The following is a 16,959-nucleotide window of genomic DNA, read 5'->3' on the forward strand; positions in this document are numbered from 1 at the left end:
CCGGGCGGGACCGGCCCGGGCGAGCGGGTCGCGCACGGCGCTGTCAGTTCGAGGGGCCGAGGGCGAGGGGTTCGTATTCGACGGTGTCGCCGGTGGTTTCGCCGGCCACCGGGGAGACCGCGCTGCCCGCGCCGAGTGCGGCGCTGCCGGAGGCGATGAGGGTGGCGAGGCCGGTGCCGGCGGCCACGGGCCCCATGAAGTCGATCACATCACTCACGATCGAAAGCACCACTGCTGACGCCGTCGGTGAACACATCCCAAGCCGCGGGCGTGAACATCAGCGCCGGGCCCCCGGCATCCTTCGAATCCCGCACCCCGACCACGTCGCCGAGGAACGCGACCTCGACGCATTCACCGCCGGCCTGGCTGTAGCTGCTCTTGAACCATTCTGCGTTCTCCATGTTGACCTTCACTCTGCGTACTCCTTCGCTATCCGTCTCAATAGTTTTCGCGAATCGACCTCGTCCAGCGCAGCCTCGCGCAGTCTGCGGTGGGCAGACTTGTAAACCTGCACGTCGTCCTGATCCTCAAGGTACATACTGCCGACTGTCCCCTCCAGATAGACGACAGGCGGCTCTGTGGGCTCGCCACGGGGCGGGACTCCGAAGTCGAGAATCACGAATGGCAGCATCGATACCCCGCCTGGGAAGCCCGCCTCGAACGGCAGCACGCGAAGCGAAACATTCTCGCGTGTAGAAGAATCCGCGAGATGCCGCAGTTGTGCTGCCATTACTACGGGCTTACCGACCGGACGATGCAGGGCCCCCTGTCCGATGACAACATCGAGCTCGAGCGGCCGGTACTTGCGCGTAATCGCCACCTGTCGATGCTGCTTGATCCGCGCCCGCCGATCGCGTTCACTCGCAGTCTCATTCGGCCATCTCGCGCTGAGTAGTGCGCGATCGTAGCCTTCCGTCTGGAGCAGGCCGGGGATCAGCTCCGGCTGGTAGGTGACGCATTCGGTAGCGGCCGCTTCCAGCCCGACATACACATCAAGATGCTTCGGCATGAGGTCGGAGTACGAGTGCCACCAGTTCTTCACCTTGGCCTGCTGCGCGAGCCGCACCATGCCTTCCGCCGTATCGGCTGGCACCCCGTAGATTTCGCAGGCTTCCTTGATGACGCCGGTCCTGACCCGCGTGATTTCCGCCTTCTCGATGCGCGCGAGACTGGTGGCACCCATTTCGAGTAGCTCCGCCGCATGCACTTGGCTCAAACCGGACCGGTTTCTCCATTCGAGCATCAGCCGCCCGAGCTGCCGCAGCGGCACCGTCGAGCCGACCCCCACATCAGGCATGGTTACGTCCTCCGCTTCGAGTGGTCACGTACACCCCACTTCGGACACTGCTACTTCACCGCTTCGGTGCAAGGATCCCACCGGATACGGGGGCTGTGCAGGGTATTCGCCGAAACCGATCCGGAGTAACCGCTTTGGCATACACCGCTCCCATCCCGAGGCGTTCCCTGAATGCGCGTCCGGCGGAGAGCGCACCCACTCCGGCACTCCCGCCGGGCGCGTCCCACTCGCATTGACGGGGAGGATCGCCATGAATCTGCTTGATTGCGAGACGGATCCCGGGCCGTTGATCCGGGAGCACGCGCTGCTGGCCTGGCGGGTGCATCGCTACTGCGAACGCACTGCCTGCCGGGTGCGGCAGCGGGCGCGGACCGCGCTTCAGGAATTCGCCTGCCGCTCGGCGGGAATCGAGGTGGATCTGCCATGACCGCCACCGATCCGGTCTCGTGGGTCGACGACCATTGCGGCAATGGGCGGATCGTGCCGATCACCCGCGAACGCGCCGGTGGCATTCTGGCATTGCACGAGAGCTGCGAACCGCCGTGTCCGCGGCGGATCAGTGCTCGCGAATATCTGGGCGTTCCGCCCGAGTCATCCCGGCCGCAGCGGTAACCGCTCGGACAGCAGCGAGAGGCCCGGCATGTTCATCGAAATCTGTTTACTCACCGTTGTTTCCGTGCTCAGCGCGGCTTTTGCCGCACGGCAGCACGCGGTCCGGCACCCCAGCACGGCCCGGCACCGCCGTGACCGGTACTCGGTCGCGGCGATCCGGGCACGCGTCGAACGCGAGAATCAGCTGCGGCCGGCTTGCTCATGACGGGTAGTCGCGAACGGGCGCGGCTGTTCACCGTCACGGGTGCATCCAGCCGCACCGCTGCACATCCCGATCGACCGCTAGTGTCGGAATCGTGCTCAATCCACCGGAGGGTTTTCGCGAGGACGATCTGGAGGCGGTGCTGCGCGCGGGCTGGGGTCTCGCGGTGCGGAGCCTCGAATACCGGCCGGTGGGGTTCGGCAGCCATCATTGGGATCTGTTCGACGACCGTGGCGAGCACTGGTTCGTCACCGTGGACGAGGCGCGCTCGACGCTGGAGCCGGCGCTCGGCACCGCACTCCGGTTGCGGGACAGCGGGTTCGAGTTCGTGATAGCGCCGGCGCCGACGCTCGGCGGTCGTGCGACGGCCGCGCTGGGCGCCGGGTACGCGGTCTCGCTCTATCCGCACTTGAAGGGCGAGAGCTTCGCCTTCGGGGAGTATCAGGACGACGATCATTCGGACGCCGTGCTGGATATGCTCATCGCGCTGCACACCGCGGCCCCCGCGCTATGGTCGGCCGCACCGCTCGACACATTCGAGATCGACCGCCGCGCAGAACTCGAACGAGCAATCGACAAGCCCAGCGCCCCAACCGAAATCACCGGCCCCTATACCCTGCGCGCCGGGCAGCTCGTCGCCGAGCACGGAGAACAACTCCGGGCTGCGCTGGCCCGCTACGACACGCTGGCGACGATCGCGCGATCGCATCCCGAACGCGCCGTCCTCACCCATGGCGAACCGCACGCCGCCAACACCATGCGCACCCCCGCGGGTTACGTTCTCATCGACTGGGAATCCGCCCGCATCGCCCCACCCGAACGCGATCTCTGGGATCTGTCCGATCCGACCGCCCTACAGCACTACACGGAACGCACCGGCCACCCGCTACTCCCCGAACTGCTCGACTTCTACCGCCTGCGCTGGGATCTCACCGAAGTCGCCCTCTACTCGCACGGTTTCCGAATCCCGCACGGCGACAGCGAGAACGACCGGATGAGCTGGCAGGGACTGCTCGAGTCGATCGGCGTACTCGGCTCGCGGTAATGCCGATCGGACCGCAATACATGCCGGGAGTGTTCGACGCCGAACCCGCGTTGCGCCGTGGTAACCAGCGCAGGTAGCCCAGGCGGCCGGTGTGCAACCGACCGTCGGGTACTTTCAGGATCGGCCGGGGAACTCCGCGCACGCACTGATCGAAGGACCGGTGCCCGGCATCGCCGCGAAGTTCCGACGACCGAACCGGATCGGTGCGAAAGTGAGGGCGGTATGCGGGTTTTCGTGGCAGGAGCCAGCGGCGCGATCGGCGGATTCCTGATTCCGGAGCTGCTGGCGGCCGGGCACGAGGTGGTCGGAACCTCCTCCCGGACCAGCGGAGCCGAGCGGGTACGGGCGCTGGGCGCCGAGAGCGTGCTCCTGGACGTGTTCGACGCGGCAGCGGTGGAACGCGCTGTCGCCACGGCCGCGCCCGATGCGATCATCCACCAGCTGACCGCGCTGGGCGGCGGCTCACCGGTCGACAATGCGCGCATCCGCCGGGTCGGCACTCGCCATCTGGTCGACGCGGCCCGCCGCGCCGGGGTGGAACGCATGGTGGCACAGTCGATTTCGTGGGCGTACGAGCCGGGCACGGGTCCGGCCACGGAATCGACCCCGCTCGATCTGCAAGCGCCGGAACCTCGTTCGATCTCGGTCGAGGGGATCCGGCAGCTGGAGGAGACCGTCGCCGAGATGCCGCAGCACGTGGTGCTGCGCTACGGCATGTTCTACGGCCCCGGGACCTGGTACCGCCGGGGCGGAGTGGCCGATCGGGTATTGCGCGGCGACAACAGCGATCCGGCCGCCGCAGGACTCGCCGGACTACCCGCCAATTCCGGGATCCGCTCGTTCCTGCACGTGCAGGATGCCGCACGGGCCGCGGTCGCGGCGCTGCACTGGCCGAACGGGCCCGTCAATATCGTCGACGACGAACCCGCGCCCGCGAGCGAATGGGTGCCCGTGCTGGCCGCCGCGTTCGGCGCGCCGATCCCCGAAGCGGTGCCGGGCGGTGCGGCATGGGAGCGCGGCGCGAGCAATGCCCGCGCTCGCGCCTTGGGCTGGAAGCCGATGCACGCTTCCTGGCGCACCGGCTTCAGCGCCTGATCAGGATTTGCGAGCCATCGCCGCGACGATGAGCTCCTCCCAGCTGGTGAGTTCCTTCTCCGCGGTGGTGGGCATATCGGCGTCCATATGCCATTGCCGGCAGGGCAGCAGACCTTCGTCGACCAGGTCGAGGCCGCCGAAGAAGGAAAGGATTTCCGCGTCGGAGCGGAAGCGGCCGCCGAAGGCCTCGCGGATCTTGCCTTCGGTGGCGGCGGCCTCGCGGGTCTGGCCGGGCCGGAAGTGGGAGATGTAGACGAAGCTGCCCGGAGCGAGGCGGTCGGCCCAGAAACGGACCACGCCGGCCGGGTCCTCGTCGTTCTCGACGAAGCTGAGCACCGCGCTGAACAACAGCCCGACCGGTTGGTCGAAGTCGATCAGCCGCTCCACATCCGGCTGCGCGAGAATCTGCTGCGGGCGGCGCACATCGGCCTCGAGCATGGCGATGCGGTCGTCGATGGCGAGCAGGGCGCGACCGTGCGGGGCCACGAACGGATCGTTGTCGATGTACACGATGCGGGCCTCGGGCTGATACTGCCGGGCGACATCATGCACGTTCGGTTCGGCGGGGAGCCCGCAGCCCATATCGATCAGCTGCCGCACACCGGACTGGGCCATGATGCGCACTGCCCGGAGCACCGCCGCTCGGTTCGTGATCGCCAGCTGTTCGGAACCGGGCAGGTCCTGTTTGAAGGAGTCGCCGAGATCCTTGTCGGCTCCGTAATTGTCCCGGCCGCCGAGAATATAGCTGTACGTACGAGCGACGCTCGGCCGAGATTGCCGTGCGCGCATGGCGTTGATATTCACCTGTCACCCATACCTTTCGGTGCACCAGCGGTCGGTGATCGCGCGGGGCCGTGCCCACGGTCCGGGCGATCACGATGGAAGGCTATTCCAGATCGCTCCGGAGCGTGGATTGTTCTCACGACGATACCGTCATCGGCACAGCGAACGGAACGGGTTGGTATCACGTGGTGACGCGTAATCGCAGCCCGTGGGGTGCGACGGTGGTGCCGATGCGCGGGCGCAGCGGGCGATCGGTGATCGTGCTCAGTTCCCAGCGCGCCGCGACGGCCTGCAGGGCCGCGGTGAGCTCGAGCATCGCGAAGCGGGAGCCGATGCACACCCGCGGGCCCTCGCCGAACGGGATGAAAGTGCATGGCGCCTGGGCTGTTTGCGGGTTCCAGCGCTCCGGATCGAAAGTGTCCGGATTAGGGTAGATGTCCGGGTTTCGATGTTGGACGTACGCGCTGTAGGCGACCGCGGTGCCGGCCGGGATGTGATGCTCGCCCAGCATGGTGTCGACGGTGGTGACCCGGGTGAGAATCCACGGCGGGGTGTACATGCGCAGCGATTCCTGCACGATGCGATGGCACAGCGCCGCCGCCTCGTCGGCGGTATCGGTCAAGGAGGGGTGCTCGGACGCCGCGACCACCTCGCGAAGTTGCCGCTGGATCTTCGGATGCACCGCCAGCAGATACATGGCCCAGGCCAGCGTGGTGGCGCTGGTCTCGGTGCCGGTGGCCACGAAAGTGACTGCCTGATCGGTGAGTTCGTCGTCGGTGAGCCAGCCGTCCTCGTCGTCGTGCGCGAGGATCATGCTGGCCAGCAGGTCCGATTCCTCGGTGGTGCCCTGCCGCCGGCGCTCTTCGATGATCTTGTCCATGGCGTCGCGCAAACCCGCGATGGTGTTCCGCCACTTGCGGTTGCTGGGCAGTGGGAGCCGGGCCAGCCAATCCGGGGTGAGCATGCGCCGGGGCACCGCGGCCACGAAATCGTCCAGGTCGGCCAGCGCCCCGTCCAATAGTTCCTCGGTCAGCGACGCGGAGAACAGCGTCCGGAACGCTATCCGACCGGTGTAGGCCATGGTGGTCTTGCAGACGTCGAAATCCTCGCCCGCACTCCACGATTCGGCCATGCGCGTGGCTTCGTCCCGCATCACCTCCTGATAGCGCAGCATCTGCCCGGGCCGGAACGCGGGCTGCACCAGCCGCCGCAGCCGCCGGTGTTTGGACTGCGGGCAGGTGCCCACCCCGTCCCCGAACAGGTCGGACAGCTTGTCGAAGAACGGACCTCCTTTGTCGAAGGTGCGGTCGTCCTTGAGGACCCGATAGGTGAGCTCCGGATCGCAGAGCATGACCATCGGCATCGGCCCCAACCGCAACCACACCAGATCGCCGCGTGCGGGCAGCCCGGCCAGAAAACCGACCGGATCCCGCAACAACGGCCACGCATCGCCAAGAATGGGAAGAGTGCGGGACATCGATCCCACCCCCCTTGTATTCGAGCGGTTCGACGGAACCCTGATTATCCCGCCGCACCCCGCCTACCCGGGAGTTCGCAACCGGATCGCTACTCGTGATCTCGCTTAACCTGCCGACACGGACGCGCTGATCACCCACCCGCGCAGGGCGATACGCGAGACTGAACTAATGACCCATAGGCAACCCGACGGCAACCGGCTCCGCTCCGTGCCGCGCGCCATCTGGTCCTACGTTCGCAGCGCCCCCGGCACCTACATCTGGCTGGCCATCCTCCTGATGAGCACGATGGTCGTGCACCGGCTCTCCCCCGAAGCCGCCCGTGAACTGCTGGGCAACCGTTCCACCAACCTGCACCACCTGGCCGAGGACCCGATCCATGTTCTCATCAGCAGCGCCTTCTGGATCGACGGCAGCCGCTGGGTCCCATACGCCGTGCTGTACACCATCTTTCACGCCCAGGCCGAACGCTGGCTGGGCACTCTCCGCTGGCTGGCCGTCCTCGTTCTCGCCCACGTCGGCGCCACCTACCTCAGCGAAGGCGCCCTCTACTGGGCCATCCGTCACGGAAACGCCTCCCCCGACGCCGTTTTCACCCTCGACGTAGGCGTCAGTTACGCCCTCGCCGGCATCGTCGCGGTCCTCGCCTACCGCATCGCCCTCCCCTGGCGCCTGCTGTACATCCTCGGCGTGGCAATCGTTTACACCGCCCCGCTCATCTCCGAACGCACCTTCACCTCGCTCGGCCATTTCAGCGCCATGCTGATCGGCTTCGCCTGCTACCCGTTCACCCGTGGCCGCCCCGGGCCTTGGAATCCGCTCACGGCGCTGCGATCACTCGGCAGAACTGAAACATCGCCGGAGACAGCGCGGCCGAGCGGCAAGCCTCTTCACGATGACTGACCAGCGCCTCGTCCCACCAATAGCTCGCGAGCAACTGCTCGCGCTCGATCAGCACCTGGTGGCCGGCGCGGCGGGGCTTCCCGATCCAACACCGAGACCCCTGAAGCCCCTTCCTCCGCAAGCCAGTCCAGCACGTAGGCGTCCTCCAGCCGATAATCCAGCACGGCATTGCCTGTGCCGATCATGCTGACGACCGCACAGGGCGAGTCCTGCCAATCGGCGGACCATTCGCTCTCGCGCACCGTGATTTCCCGCCGTACCGGGTCCCAATCGATGAACCACTCGTCGCGGGAAAAGAACGGTGTGGACGAACTCGCTGCCGGCGGACGGAGATCCGGACTCACGGCCCCGGCAGCCTGCGGTATGGTCAGCGCGAGCTCTTCGTGCCCGCCCCAGGCGTAGCGGACCTCCCATCCGGCCCACAGTGGCTGTGCCCCGAAACGAGCCGCGTAGCTGTCGAAATACGTCGCGCCCTGGCCCTCACCGCAAACATAGAGATAGCAACGCTTTTCGAGCAGATCCAGCGCGAATCCGTTGCAGTGATATCGGCCCAAGAAGTCGGAGCTCGCCCGTTCCGCGGGCACGCCCACCTGCCGAATGGTCGTCAGCGCCTCGGCCAGGTGCTCGGCGCGCGTGAGGTCCCACCAGCTCTGCTTCTGCCCCATCAGCAGGCAACGACCGTCGGCATCGCGCAGGACAAAGGCTGTGCTGCAACTCATCTCGCGAGCCTATCCATCGAAGATCGGGACAGGACTGGACACACGAAACAATCGCCGCGATGAACCGCTGTTCGTACTGGACACGATCTGCACCTCGAACGCGGGGGGACACCGGGTCAGGAGAAGGCGGCGGCCATCAGGGCGCGGCAGCGCACATCGCCGTTGATGGTGAGGCCCAGGCGGTTCGGCGTGTAACCGAAGCCGAAACCGGTGGCGGGATCGGCGAAACCGAGCGCACCGCCGAGTCCCGGGGTGCCGTAGGCGCGATGGTCGGGGGAACCGAAGGCGAAGCGGTCGCAGGAGCGGCGGAAACCGGCGTGATAGCGGGTGGGCACCCGGAGCACCGCGTCGGATTCGGCGGCCAGGCCGGGCTCGGCCAGATGCCGCAGGATCGCCTCGCCGACAGGCAGTTTCGGGGATCCGCCGACCGCCGCGCCGTAGACGCGAGCCAGGGAGCGGGCATTGCCGATGCCATTGCTGCCGCAGACTTCCACCGCGAGCAGCTCGGGCCGATCGAAGTGTTCGGGCATGCCGAGGTCGGGGCTGATGGTGCTGCGGTAGAAGTCGCCGCGGCGCACCAGCAGCTCGATCCCCAACTGCCAGGCCGGATCTCGCTCGTAGCGGATCGCCAGGCCGCCGGTGCGAACCAGCTTCGCCAAGCGGTCCAGCCGCCGGGGATCGGCCGAACCGATGCTGAAGTCGAGATCGAGCGGCGCGGCGATGTCCTCGGCCAGCACCTGTCCGATGCTGCGCCCGCCCGGGTCGGCCCGGCGGACCAGTTCGTTGACATACAGCCCGAACGAGATGGTGTGGTAACCCTGCCGAAGCCCGGGCGCCCAGGCGGGACGTTGCGCGGCCAGCACCTCCGCGACACGATCCAGATCGGCCAGATCGGCGACGGTCAGTGGCGGACCGCTCAGCGCGTGCAACGCGGCGCGATGATCGATCAGTTCACGCACCGTGACCGCGTCCTTGCCGTGCGCGGCGAATTCCGGCCAATAGCGCGCCACCGGCTGGTCGTAATCCAGGTGTCCGGCCGACACCAGAGCCGCGACGACGAGCGCGGCGACGCCTTTGGTGCAGGAGTAGACCGGCACGATGGTGTCCCGCTCCCACTCCAGTCGCCGCCGCCGATCCCGGTATCCGGCCCACAGGTCGACCACCGCGCGGTCGCCGTCGTACAGCGCGACCGCCGCGCCGATCTCGCCACGGTGGGTGAAGTTGCGCCGGAAAGCGTCGGCGACCTTGCCATAGCCGTCGTCCGCGTGCCCGTGTAGTTCGATCTCGCTCATCGGGGATCGAGCCTACGGGCCCGCCGGGGGCGCGGCCGGAAGTGGCAAGGACTTGGCGGCGAAAGCCGACAGCGCCCGGATCAGGGCCGGGTCGCGCGGTCGGCGGGCTGGAACAGTTCGATCAGGTTGCCCGCCGGATCGGCGATCAGGATCTGCTGTCCACCGGGGCCGCTGATCGGATCGCTGCGGAATTCCACGTCGGTCGCACGCAGCCGTTCGATCTCGGCATCGAGGTCGTCGACGATGAGATGGATGCGATTGCCGCCCGGTTCGGCGGCATCGGCCGGGGTCGCCCGCGCGCCGGAGCTCGCCGGACCGGACAGCAGCAGCCGCAGCGGCCCGCGCACCACGTCCGCGAAGGCGGGCGCGGCGCTGGTGTGCAGGGTGAAGCCGAGCCGGGTGGTGTAGAAGTCGACGGCGGCCTGTACGTCGTCGACGAGGTAGCGGACGCCGGCGTATTCGGTGGAGGTTGTCATCGGACTCTCCTGTTCGTGGAGTCGAGAAGATTCAGGGTCGGCAGCAGATACCGGATCCGGCTGTCGATCTCGGCGGCTGTGGCCCGGAATCCGGGGTAGCCGCCGGTGTTCGCGGCGCTCGGGGCCGCCGGATCGCGAATGCTCCAGTGGATCCGGCGGACGTCGCCGCCGAATTCGGGACAGCGTTCACGGGCCTTGTCGCACAGCGTGATCACCAGATCGAACCGCTGCCCGGCGAGGCTGTCGAGGTGGCGGGGACATCGACCGGCGAGGTCGATATCGAACTCCGCGCGCAGCACCCGCACGGTATCGGGGTGCAGGGCCGGCTTCGGATCCGTTCCGGCACTGAACACTTCGAGCCGCCCGCCGGTGTGCCGGCGCAAGAGCGCCTCCGCGATCACGGAGCGGGCGCTGTTGCCGGTGCACACGAACAAGACCACCGGCGGCGCCGCGGTCTCGAATTCCGTTGCGGCGGGCGTCATCCGGAGTCCCGGATGCAGCGCCGCCCCCGCACCCCCGAGCAGTTCGGCGCTGCGATCCAGATCCAGGTGGTAGTAGCTGTCCCGTCCGTCGTGACTGCTGCGGGTCGTGGTGACCAGGCCGCCGTCACGCAGCAGGCGCAGGTGGTAGGACACCAGATTCTGCGGCTCGCCCACCAGCGCCACCAGTTCGCGCACACGCTGGTCGCCGCTCGACAATGCCGTCAGCAGCCGCCACCGCACCGGATGTGCGGCGAGTTGGACGAACGGCGGGAGCTCGTGCCGGGTGGACGCCATGCACCCAGCCTAGCACCCAATGCATCAAATGAATTTGATGTAATTCGGACCGCGCTCGCTCAGGCCGGGTTCGTGGCCAGGTGGTAGAACGCCGTGTCTAGGGGCACGTCGACGGCGTACCAGGCGGCGGAGGGGTCGCCCGCGCGGGAGCACCAGGCGGTGGCGACGCACAGGCGGAGCGCTTCACCTACCGCCAGGCCGGGCAGGTGCCAGGCGAGGCGAGCCGGATTCGTGTAGCGGACACCGTATTCGGAGGCGCTGTCGTCGCCGTCTGGGGGCAGCACGTCCGCCCAGTCGGCGGGCAGCAGGCGGCCGTCGGCGGCCTGCATGGCCAGCAGTTCGGTGTCGGGGCCGCCGATCGAGACGACGAAGTTCTCGTCCTCGAGGCTGACCGCCGCCAGCCATTCGCCGGGGTCGCCGCCGCCGTCCGCTCCGGCGGGCCGGTCCGTCAGTTCCGCCGCCACGGTCAGGCCCGGCACCGGGGCGTCCGCCACCACCTGCCAGATGGCGGCCCAGGTCGGGATGCGCTCACCGCTCTCCGGGGCGGGCACGTCGATACTGCCCAGCAGCAGATCGACCGTGGCGGCGCGGGTGCGCCAGCGGTGCAGGCGGGCGCCGTTCGGCAAGCGCCACACGGTATCCGGCACCTGCGACAGCGTGTCCGAACCCAGTGCGACGGTGAACTCGACGGTGCCGAGCGGGGTGACGATCACGGCGGGCACGCGGTCCGCCTGCGCGAGCTGGTCGGTGGAAAGCATCCGCCTATCATGCCCCCGAACGAATTCGGACGTCATCGCACGTCACCGCTGACGGAAACGCCGGGAGGTGGCATCCTGCAGAAGGCTCACGCACGCCGCCGCACCCGATCCCGACACAGGAGGCACCATGCCCGGGTTCGCCCGTATCCGCCATGTCAAACTGCCGGTGAGCGATCTGGCGCGCAGCGTCGCCTGGTATTGCGATCTGCTCGGGCTGGAATTGGCCGGCGAATTCCGGGAACAGGGTGTGCTGCGCGGCGCTCAGCTCATGCATCCCTCCGGATTCGGCATCGCGCTGCGGGAACGCGAATACTGCGTGGGCAAGCCCGATCTGGGCGGATTCGACGTATTCGCGCTGGAGGTCGATTCCGTGGACGATCTGCACGCGCTGGCCGCCCTCGCCGACGAATTGGAATGCACGCGCGGCGAGGTCTACGACCGCGGGGAATACGGGGCGGCGCTGGACATCATCGATCCCGACAATCTGGTGGTGCGATTCCTGGCCCACAATCCGTTCCGGGCCGGAAGGTTCCTCGGCGTGGACACCGACGGCAAGGGCGGTTTCTCGCTCTACGAAACGCCCACGCTGGGTTGAGGATTCAGCACCAGCTGCCGATCCGCCCCGCGCTGGAATTCGTAGGCGACGGTCGGTCGCAGCGCGCTGCCGACGCCGCGGGCGCGCAATTCCGCCCGCACCCAGGCCACCAACTCGGCGAGGTCCTCCCCGGAATGGTCCAGCAGCGGGTACAGCCGCACTTCGCCCCGGCTCACCCGCGCCAGTTCGAGCAGCGCGGCGAGATGGAAGTCCGCGTTCAACCTGTCCGCGTAGGTGAAGAGCAGATGCGAGGACAGGACCAGGTCGAAGGTGTTGTCGGAGAAGGGTAATGCGGGCAGCGCGGCGGCGATGTAGCGACCCGGATGTTCGCTCAGGTCGGCGGTGAACCGGCGCACCGCATCGTGCCGCATACGGCGGTGCACGGCCGGATCGCCGCCGTACCAATCCCAGCTGTACAGACCGGTGTGCGCGGCGGACCAGGCATTTCCGCGATCGGTATCGGCCAGCGCGATCTCCCGCAATTCCCCGGCCGGCTGCGCGTAGCACGGGTCCACGGCGATCACCTCGGCCCCGAATTCCACTGCCTCGCAAGCGAAACTGGCCGCACCGCCCGGGCAGTCGAGAATCCGGCCGCGCAGCTCGTCCGCACCGAGCGCGAACATGGCCCGATACTCGGCCAGCGAGCGCGCGGTGAGCAGGAATTCTCCGGCGATCTCGGAATCCAGTCGATCGGTCACCGTTCCAGCCTCACACAGCGCCCGGCCGCACACCAGGACATTTCCGGGGGCGTAATTCGGTTGCGGCGGTGAATCGGCCGGGCGTACTTTTCTTTTCGCACCCGGTGCGCCGGTGACAGTTACTTCGGGTTCAATTCCTGGTCGCTCCACTCATGGGGCGACGGCTCGCTTCGGGAGCGGTATTTCCACTGTCGCCACAATTATCTCGGGGGCATGGTGTGCACCGGCCCGGTGCGCAGACAACGGTTACTTCACATCTGATTCGGGTTCAGGCGGCGTCGGTTCGATTCCGGCCCGTACGCGTGTCACCGCGTGCGGTGGTGTAGTGGTAGCTCAACGGTACCGTCGTCGCTTTGTTCTCGGGCCGGTCACACCCCTGCCACCCCGCACGAATCAGGGGAAATCCCATGGCCAAGTTCAATATCGCACGCCTGCGCGGCCTGATCGCGCCGCCCACCGCCACCGCCACCTCGCCCATCCGCGGCGAGCAGCTGCCGTCCGCGCGCACCCACGAGGGCGCGCCCGGCTACCGGCGCACGGTGCAGGGTGATCTGTTCCTGCTCGCGGTATCGAACCTGGTGGGAGAGAACACTTTCTACGAAGCCGCCGGCGCGCGGGACCAGCGCTACGCCGCACTGGTCCGCGAGGCCACTGTCGCCGATCCCGAATGGACCGCGCGCTTCCTGCGCTGGCTGCGCGCCGACGCCGCCATGCGCACCGCCGCCCTGGTCGGCGCGGCCGAGTTCACCAAGACACGGCTGGATGCTGGTGCCCCCGGAATGTCGCGCCAGGTCATCGATTCCGTGCTGCTGCGCGCCGACGAACCGGGCGAGCTCATCGCCTACTGGCACGCCGTCTACGGGCGGGCGCTGCCCAAGCCGGTCAAGCGCGGTATCGGCGATGCGGTGCGGCGGCTGTACGGGGAACGCGCGCTGGCCAAGTGGGACGGCGACGCGCACAGCTTCCGGTTCGGTGACGTGCTGGAGCTGACGCATCCCGCCGCGGCGGCCGACAAGCCTTGGCAGGGAGCGCTTTTCGCGCATGCCATCGATCGCCGGCACAATCGGGACAATCCTATTCCGGAGGAGCTGCGGGTGCTGCGGGCCCGGGCGGGACTGCTCGCGACTCCCGTCGAACAGCGGCGCGCGCTCTTCGAGGATGCCGAAACCGCCCGCACCACACTGCGTTCCGCGGGCATGACGTGGGAGGCGGTCGGCGGCTGGCTGCAGGGCCCGATGGACGCCGCCGTGTGGGAAGCCCTGATCCCGGCCATGGGTTACACGGCGCTGCTGCGGAACCTCCGCAATTTCGACCTGGCGGGGGTCTCGGATGCGGTGGCGGCGGAAGTCGCCGCGCGGCTGGCGGATCCGGAGCAGGTGCGGGCCTCGCGCCAGCTGCCCATGCGCTTCCTGTCCGCCTACCGCGCGGCCCCGTCCCTGCGCTGGGGTCACGCCCTGGAGCAGGCGCTGAACCATTCGCTGACCTCGATCCCGGTGCTGCCCGGTCGCACCCTGGTGCTGATCGACACCTCCGGTTCGATGACGGCGAACTTCGCCAAGGACGGCACCCTGCGCTACTGGGACGCGGCAGCCCTGTTCGGCCTCGCCCTCGCCTCGCGCTGCGCACACGCCGACGTGGTGTCCTACTCGGGCGCCTGGGGCTCGGACGGCGGCATCGGCCCGCACACCATCCCCTTCCCCACCCGGGCCGGGGAACCGGTACTGCGCGCGGTCGAACGCTGGAAGTCCGACGGCTACTTCATCAACGGCGGCACCGACACCGCGGGCGCGGTACGCAAGCACTTCGCGAACCACGACCGCGTGGTCATCCTCACCGATGAACAGGCCACCGGCCACAACGTGCACACGGCCCTGCCCGCCACGGTCCCGCTCTACACCTGGAACCTGGTGGGCTACCGCCCCGGCCACGCCCCCACCGGCTCCCACAACCGCCACGCCTTCGGCGGCCTGTCCGACGCCGCGTTCACGATGATCCCCCTCATCGAAGCGGGCAAGCACGCGAACTGGCCCTTCTGACAACCGAAGTCACTCACCCGGGGCTCCGGCCCGATCGGGACGAGTACGCGGGGCGGCCCACGCCAATCGGTGCGGGCCGCCCCGCCACCAGTACGAGCCACCACCCCATCCGCGCACGCCACCCTGTCTGTGCAGGCGGCCCGTCCGTGCACGCCACCCATCCGTGCGGACCGGCATCGCGCGGCCCTCATAAACACCACGGCCCCGGTCCGTCAGGACCGGGGCCGTGTATTGCTTTTGCGCCGACGCCTCAGGCGGTGCTCCCGTTCGACGCCTCCGGCTTCGACTGCTCCGCTTCGCGGGCGGCGACGCCGTGCTCGGTGCCCTCGTCGGCTTCCTGATCCGGCTCCGGGTGTTCCGGGGAGAAGGTCGCGGGCAGGCCCTTGATGTGCTTGTTCATATTGCGGATGAGCAGCACGGTGCCGGCCAGCAGGATCAGGACGATGACGAGTCCAAGGGGTGACGCCTTGCCGAACTCGGGTCCGGTGGGCGTATTTCCTTGGGCGAGCAGGGTCAGGATCATCGGTCGGGGTCCTCGGTGTCGGCGTCGTCGATTCCCGCGAACAGGTCGGTTTCGGGGATGGCGGTCTGCACCCGGGTCTTGGCCAACTCGAATTCCTCGGTGGGCCACAGCTTCTGCTGCAGCTCGGTCGGGATGGCGAAGAAGGCGCCGTTCGGGTCGATCTGGGTGGCGTGCGCGCGCAGGGCGTCATCGCGCGCCGGGAAGTACTTGGCGCATTCGACCTGGGTGGTGACCCGACCCATGATATCGCCGCGCTCGGCGGCGTATTTCCGCATCCGGTCCATCCACTCCTGCATGGGGAACGGTTCGCCGCGCCGCGCGTACTCGTCGGCGAAGATCTCCAGGCGGGACAGGCTGAACCCGTGGTTGTAGTACAGCTTCAACGGCGTCCACGGCGCGCCCGCGTCCGGGAACTTCTCCGGATCGCCGGCGGCCTCGTAGGCCGCCACCGACACCTTGTGGCACATGATGTGGTCGGGGTGCGGGTAGCCGCCCATTTCGTCGTAGGTGGTGATGACGTGCGGCTTGAACTCGCGCACCACTTTCACCAGCGCTTCGGTGGCCTCGTCGAGGGGCACCAGCGCGAAACTGCCCTCGGGCAGCGGGGGTAGCGGATCCCCTTCGGGCAGACCGGAATCCACGAAGCCCAGCCAGGTCTGCTCGACCCCGAGCGCCTCGGCCGCCGCCGCCATCTCCTCGCGCCGCACCTCGGCGATGCGATCCTTGATGCCGGGGGTGTCCATGGCCGGATTGAGAATGTCACCGCGCTCGCCGCCGGTCAGCGTGACGACCAGCACCTCGTTGCCTTCGGCGGCATAGCGCGCGGTCGTCGCCGCGCCCTTGCTGGATTCGTCGTCGGGGTGCGCGTGTACCGCCATGAGGCGAAGACCACTCACTTCTCGTTCACCTCACCGATCACAATGCTCATCTCATCGCTTCCGCCGGAGTCCCAGGCCGTGTCCGATCTCTATTCCCTATAGTTCCATCCGATCGTTATTTGTTCCGACCTACCCCCCGGGAGTGCGCGTCATGACCGAAAGACCGGCCGACCGGTACGGGATTGCGCCGCGCAAGACCCGCCGCTGGCTCCCGTTCGCCCTGGGCGCGGTGGTCATCCTGGCCGGACTCGGGGTGGCCTGGATGGGGTACAAGACTTACGGACCCAAGGACATCGAGCCGGAACGCCTGGGCTACACCGTGTTCGACGATTCCACCGTGGAAGTCGATTTCAAGGTGACGCGCAAGGACCCGAGCCAACCGGTGGTCTGCTACATCCGCGCCATGGACCCCGACAGCCTCGAGGTCGGCCGGCGCGAGGTCCTGGTGCCCGGCTCCGACAGCGGAACCGTCCGGCTCACCACCACGTTGAAGACCACCGCGCGGGCCGGCGCGGCCAATATCTACGCCTGCGACGACAAGGTGCCCGCATATCTTCGTGCCGGGTGAAAAGTCCGGTCCGCGACCCGCTTTGACGCTTCTACCTGCGCCTTTATAAAACGTGCTAGAATGACGCGATACACGGTTCCGGGGTTCGGAGCCGTGTTTGCTTGCATTGGCGGCAGGTGCGCTCGGGTATCTCCCCCAGGAACGCTCTGGCCGTCCAACCTCGTCATGCCTGGCCCCGGCTGGGTATGTCGGGATCAGGGAATCCCGGCCTGCCGGGGACAACTACTA

General features: G+C 67.9%; 21 protein-coding genes. 8 read left to right on the top strand and 13 right to left on the bottom strand.

Annotation, left to right across the window (positions count from 1 at the left end; all coding sequences use genetic code 11):
• Nucleotides 1-43: 43 nt before the first annotated feature.
• Genes LTV02_RS21795 through LTV02_RS21805 form a run of 3 tightly spaced genes read right to left on the bottom strand, consistent with a single transcriptional unit; the run spans nt 44 to nt 1,297 of the window.
• Nucleotides 44-217 (bottom strand): hypothetical protein, encoded by a 174-nt coding sequence (locus LTV02_RS21795; protein WP_233033367.1) that lies wholly within the window; start codon nt 215-217, stop codon nt 44-46.
• Nucleotides 210-413 (bottom strand): DUF397 domain-containing protein, encoded by a 204-nt coding sequence (locus LTV02_RS21800; RefSeq protein WP_233033369.1) that lies wholly within the window; start codon nt 411-413, stop codon nt 210-212. Before LTV02_RS21800 ends, LTV02_RS21795 begins: the two co-directional genes overlap by 8 nt.
• On the bottom strand, nt 410-1,297 hold the full coding sequence (locus LTV02_RS21805) for a helix-turn-helix domain-containing protein (RefSeq protein ID WP_233033371.1): 888 nt from the start codon (nt 1,295-1,297) through the stop codon (nt 410-412). Before LTV02_RS21805 ends, LTV02_RS21800 begins: the two co-directional genes overlap by 4 nt.
• A 250-nt stretch (nt 1,298-1,547) precedes the next feature.
• Between LTV02_RS21805 and LTV02_RS21810 the strand changes: the two genes are divergently transcribed.
• The 4 genes from LTV02_RS21810 to LTV02_RS21825 all read left to right on the top strand — a co-directional run bounded on the left by LTV02_RS21810 (nt 1,548) and on the right by LTV02_RS21825 (nt 4,251).
• Entirely contained in the window at nt 1,548-1,724 is a 177-nt protein-coding gene (locus LTV02_RS21810) for a hypothetical protein (RefSeq protein ID WP_233033373.1), read from the top strand.
• Nucleotides 1,721-1,909 carry a hypothetical protein gene (locus LTV02_RS21815; protein WP_233033374.1) on the top strand — a complete coding sequence of 63 codons (189 nt, stop codon included), beginning with the start codon at nt 1,721-1,723 and terminating at the stop codon, nt 1,907-1,909. Before LTV02_RS21810 ends, LTV02_RS21815 begins: the two co-directional genes overlap by 4 nt.
• A 296-nt stretch (nt 1,910-2,205) precedes the next feature.
• The gene (locus LTV02_RS21820; protein WP_233033376.1) at nt 2,206-3,156 is read left to right on the top strand and encodes a phosphotransferase; all 951 of its coding nucleotides are present in this window, start codon (nt 2,206-2,208) and stop codon (nt 3,154-3,156) included.
• A gap of 234 nt (nt 3,157-3,390) precedes the next feature.
• Complete coding sequence (locus tag LTV02_RS21825; protein ID WP_233033378.1) at nt 3,391-4,251, top strand: NAD-dependent epimerase/dehydratase family protein; 861 nt, start codon at nt 3,391-3,393, stop codon at nt 4,249-4,251.
• Here LTV02_RS21825 and LTV02_RS21830 read toward each other — a convergent pair whose 3' ends face one another.
• Together LTV02_RS21830 and LTV02_RS21835 are read right to left on the bottom strand one after the other, a co-directional pair.
• Nucleotides 4,252-5,040, bottom strand: a complete 789-nt coding sequence (locus LTV02_RS21830; RefSeq protein ID WP_233033380.1) for an SAM-dependent methyltransferase — start codon at nt 5,038-5,040, stop codon at nt 4,252-4,254.
• A gap of 175 nt (nt 5,041-5,215) precedes the next feature.
• On the bottom strand, nt 5,216-6,511 hold the full coding sequence (locus LTV02_RS21835) for a cytochrome P450 (protein ID WP_233033382.1): 1,296 nt from the start codon (nt 6,509-6,511) through the stop codon (nt 5,216-5,218).
• Between the two features lie 169 nt (nt 6,512-6,680).
• Between LTV02_RS21835 and LTV02_RS21840 the strand changes: the two genes are divergently transcribed.
• Nucleotides 6,681-7,412 carry a rhomboid-like protein gene (locus LTV02_RS21840; RefSeq protein WP_233033384.1) on the top strand — a complete coding sequence of 244 codons (732 nt, stop codon included), beginning with the start codon at nt 6,681-6,683 and terminating at the stop codon, nt 7,410-7,412.
• Here the strand turns inward: LTV02_RS21840 and LTV02_RS21845 are convergent.
• The 5 genes from LTV02_RS21845 to LTV02_RS21865 form a co-directional block, all read right to left on the bottom strand.
• Nucleotides 7,400-8,131, bottom strand: coding sequence for a hypothetical protein (locus tag LTV02_RS21845; protein ID WP_233033386.1), 732 nt, complete (start codon nt 8,129-8,131; stop codon nt 7,400-7,402). The genes LTV02_RS21840 and LTV02_RS21845 overlap by 13 nt on opposite strands.
• A 116-nt stretch (nt 8,132-8,247) precedes the next feature.
• A complete protein-coding gene (locus LTV02_RS21850; RefSeq protein WP_233033388.1) occupies nt 8,248-9,423 on the bottom strand; it encodes a serine hydrolase domain-containing protein in 1,176 nt (391 codons plus the stop codon).
• 80 nt (nt 9,424-9,503) lie between these two features.
• The gene (locus LTV02_RS21855; RefSeq protein WP_233033390.1) at nt 9,504-9,899 is read right to left on the bottom strand and encodes a VOC family protein; all 396 of its coding nucleotides are present in this window, start codon (nt 9,897-9,899) and stop codon (nt 9,504-9,506) included.
• Nucleotides 9,896-10,675, bottom strand: a complete 780-nt coding sequence (locus LTV02_RS21860; RefSeq protein ID WP_233033392.1) for an arsenate reductase/protein-tyrosine-phosphatase family protein — start codon at nt 10,673-10,675, stop codon at nt 9,896-9,898. The genes LTV02_RS21855 and LTV02_RS21860 overlap by 4 nt, the downstream gene beginning before the upstream one ends.
• A gap of 59 nt (nt 10,676-10,734) precedes the next feature.
• Nucleotides 10,735-11,433: a hypothetical protein gene (locus LTV02_RS21865; RefSeq protein ID WP_233033394.1), complete on the bottom strand. Its 699-nt coding sequence runs from the start codon at nt 11,431-11,433 to the stop codon at nt 10,735-10,737.
• Between the two features lie 127 nt (nt 11,434-11,560).
• On the opposite strand from LTV02_RS21865, the gene LTV02_RS21870 reads away from it, so the two are divergent.
• Complete coding sequence (locus tag LTV02_RS21870) at nt 11,561-12,028, top strand: VOC family protein (RefSeq protein WP_233033396.1); 468 nt, start codon at nt 11,561-11,563, stop codon at nt 12,026-12,028.
• Here the strand turns inward: LTV02_RS21870 and LTV02_RS21875 are convergent.
• Complete coding sequence (locus tag LTV02_RS21875) at nt 12,004-12,726, bottom strand: methyltransferase domain-containing protein (protein ID WP_233033398.1); 723 nt, start codon at nt 12,724-12,726, stop codon at nt 12,004-12,006. The genes LTV02_RS21870 and LTV02_RS21875 overlap by 25 nt on opposite strands.
• A gap of 407 nt (nt 12,727-13,133) precedes the next feature.
• Between LTV02_RS21875 and LTV02_RS21880 the strand changes: the two genes are divergently transcribed.
• On the top strand, nt 13,134-14,762 hold the full coding sequence (locus LTV02_RS21880) for a TROVE domain-containing protein (RefSeq protein WP_233033400.1): 1,629 nt from the start codon (nt 13,134-13,136) through the stop codon (nt 14,760-14,762).
• 250 nt (nt 14,763-15,012) lie between these two features.
• Here LTV02_RS21880 and LTV02_RS21885 read toward each other — a convergent pair whose 3' ends face one another.
• Both LTV02_RS21885 and mca read right to left on the bottom strand, forming a co-directional pair.
• Nucleotides 15,013-15,285, bottom strand: a complete 273-nt coding sequence (locus LTV02_RS21885) for a hypothetical protein (protein WP_233033402.1) — start codon at nt 15,283-15,285, stop codon at nt 15,013-15,015.
• Nucleotides 15,282-16,163 (bottom strand): mycothiol conjugate amidase Mca, encoded by an 882-nt coding sequence (gene mca, locus LTV02_RS21890; RefSeq protein WP_233041660.1) that lies wholly within the window; start codon nt 16,161-16,163, stop codon nt 15,282-15,284. Before mca ends, LTV02_RS21885 begins: the two co-directional genes overlap by 4 nt.
• A 151-nt stretch (nt 16,164-16,314) precedes the next feature.
• On the opposite strand from mca, the gene LTV02_RS21895 reads away from it, so the two are divergent.
• Nucleotides 16,315-16,731, top strand: a complete 417-nt coding sequence (locus LTV02_RS21895; RefSeq protein WP_233033404.1) for a DUF4307 domain-containing protein — start codon at nt 16,315-16,317, stop codon at nt 16,729-16,731.
• The last annotated feature ends 228 nt before the right edge of the window (nt 16,732-16,959 follow it).

This window comes from Nocardia yamanashiensis (assembly GCF_021183565.1).
Taxonomy (GTDB): domain Bacteria; phylum Actinomycetota; class Actinomycetes; order Mycobacteriales; family Mycobacteriaceae; genus Nocardia; species Nocardia yamanashiensis.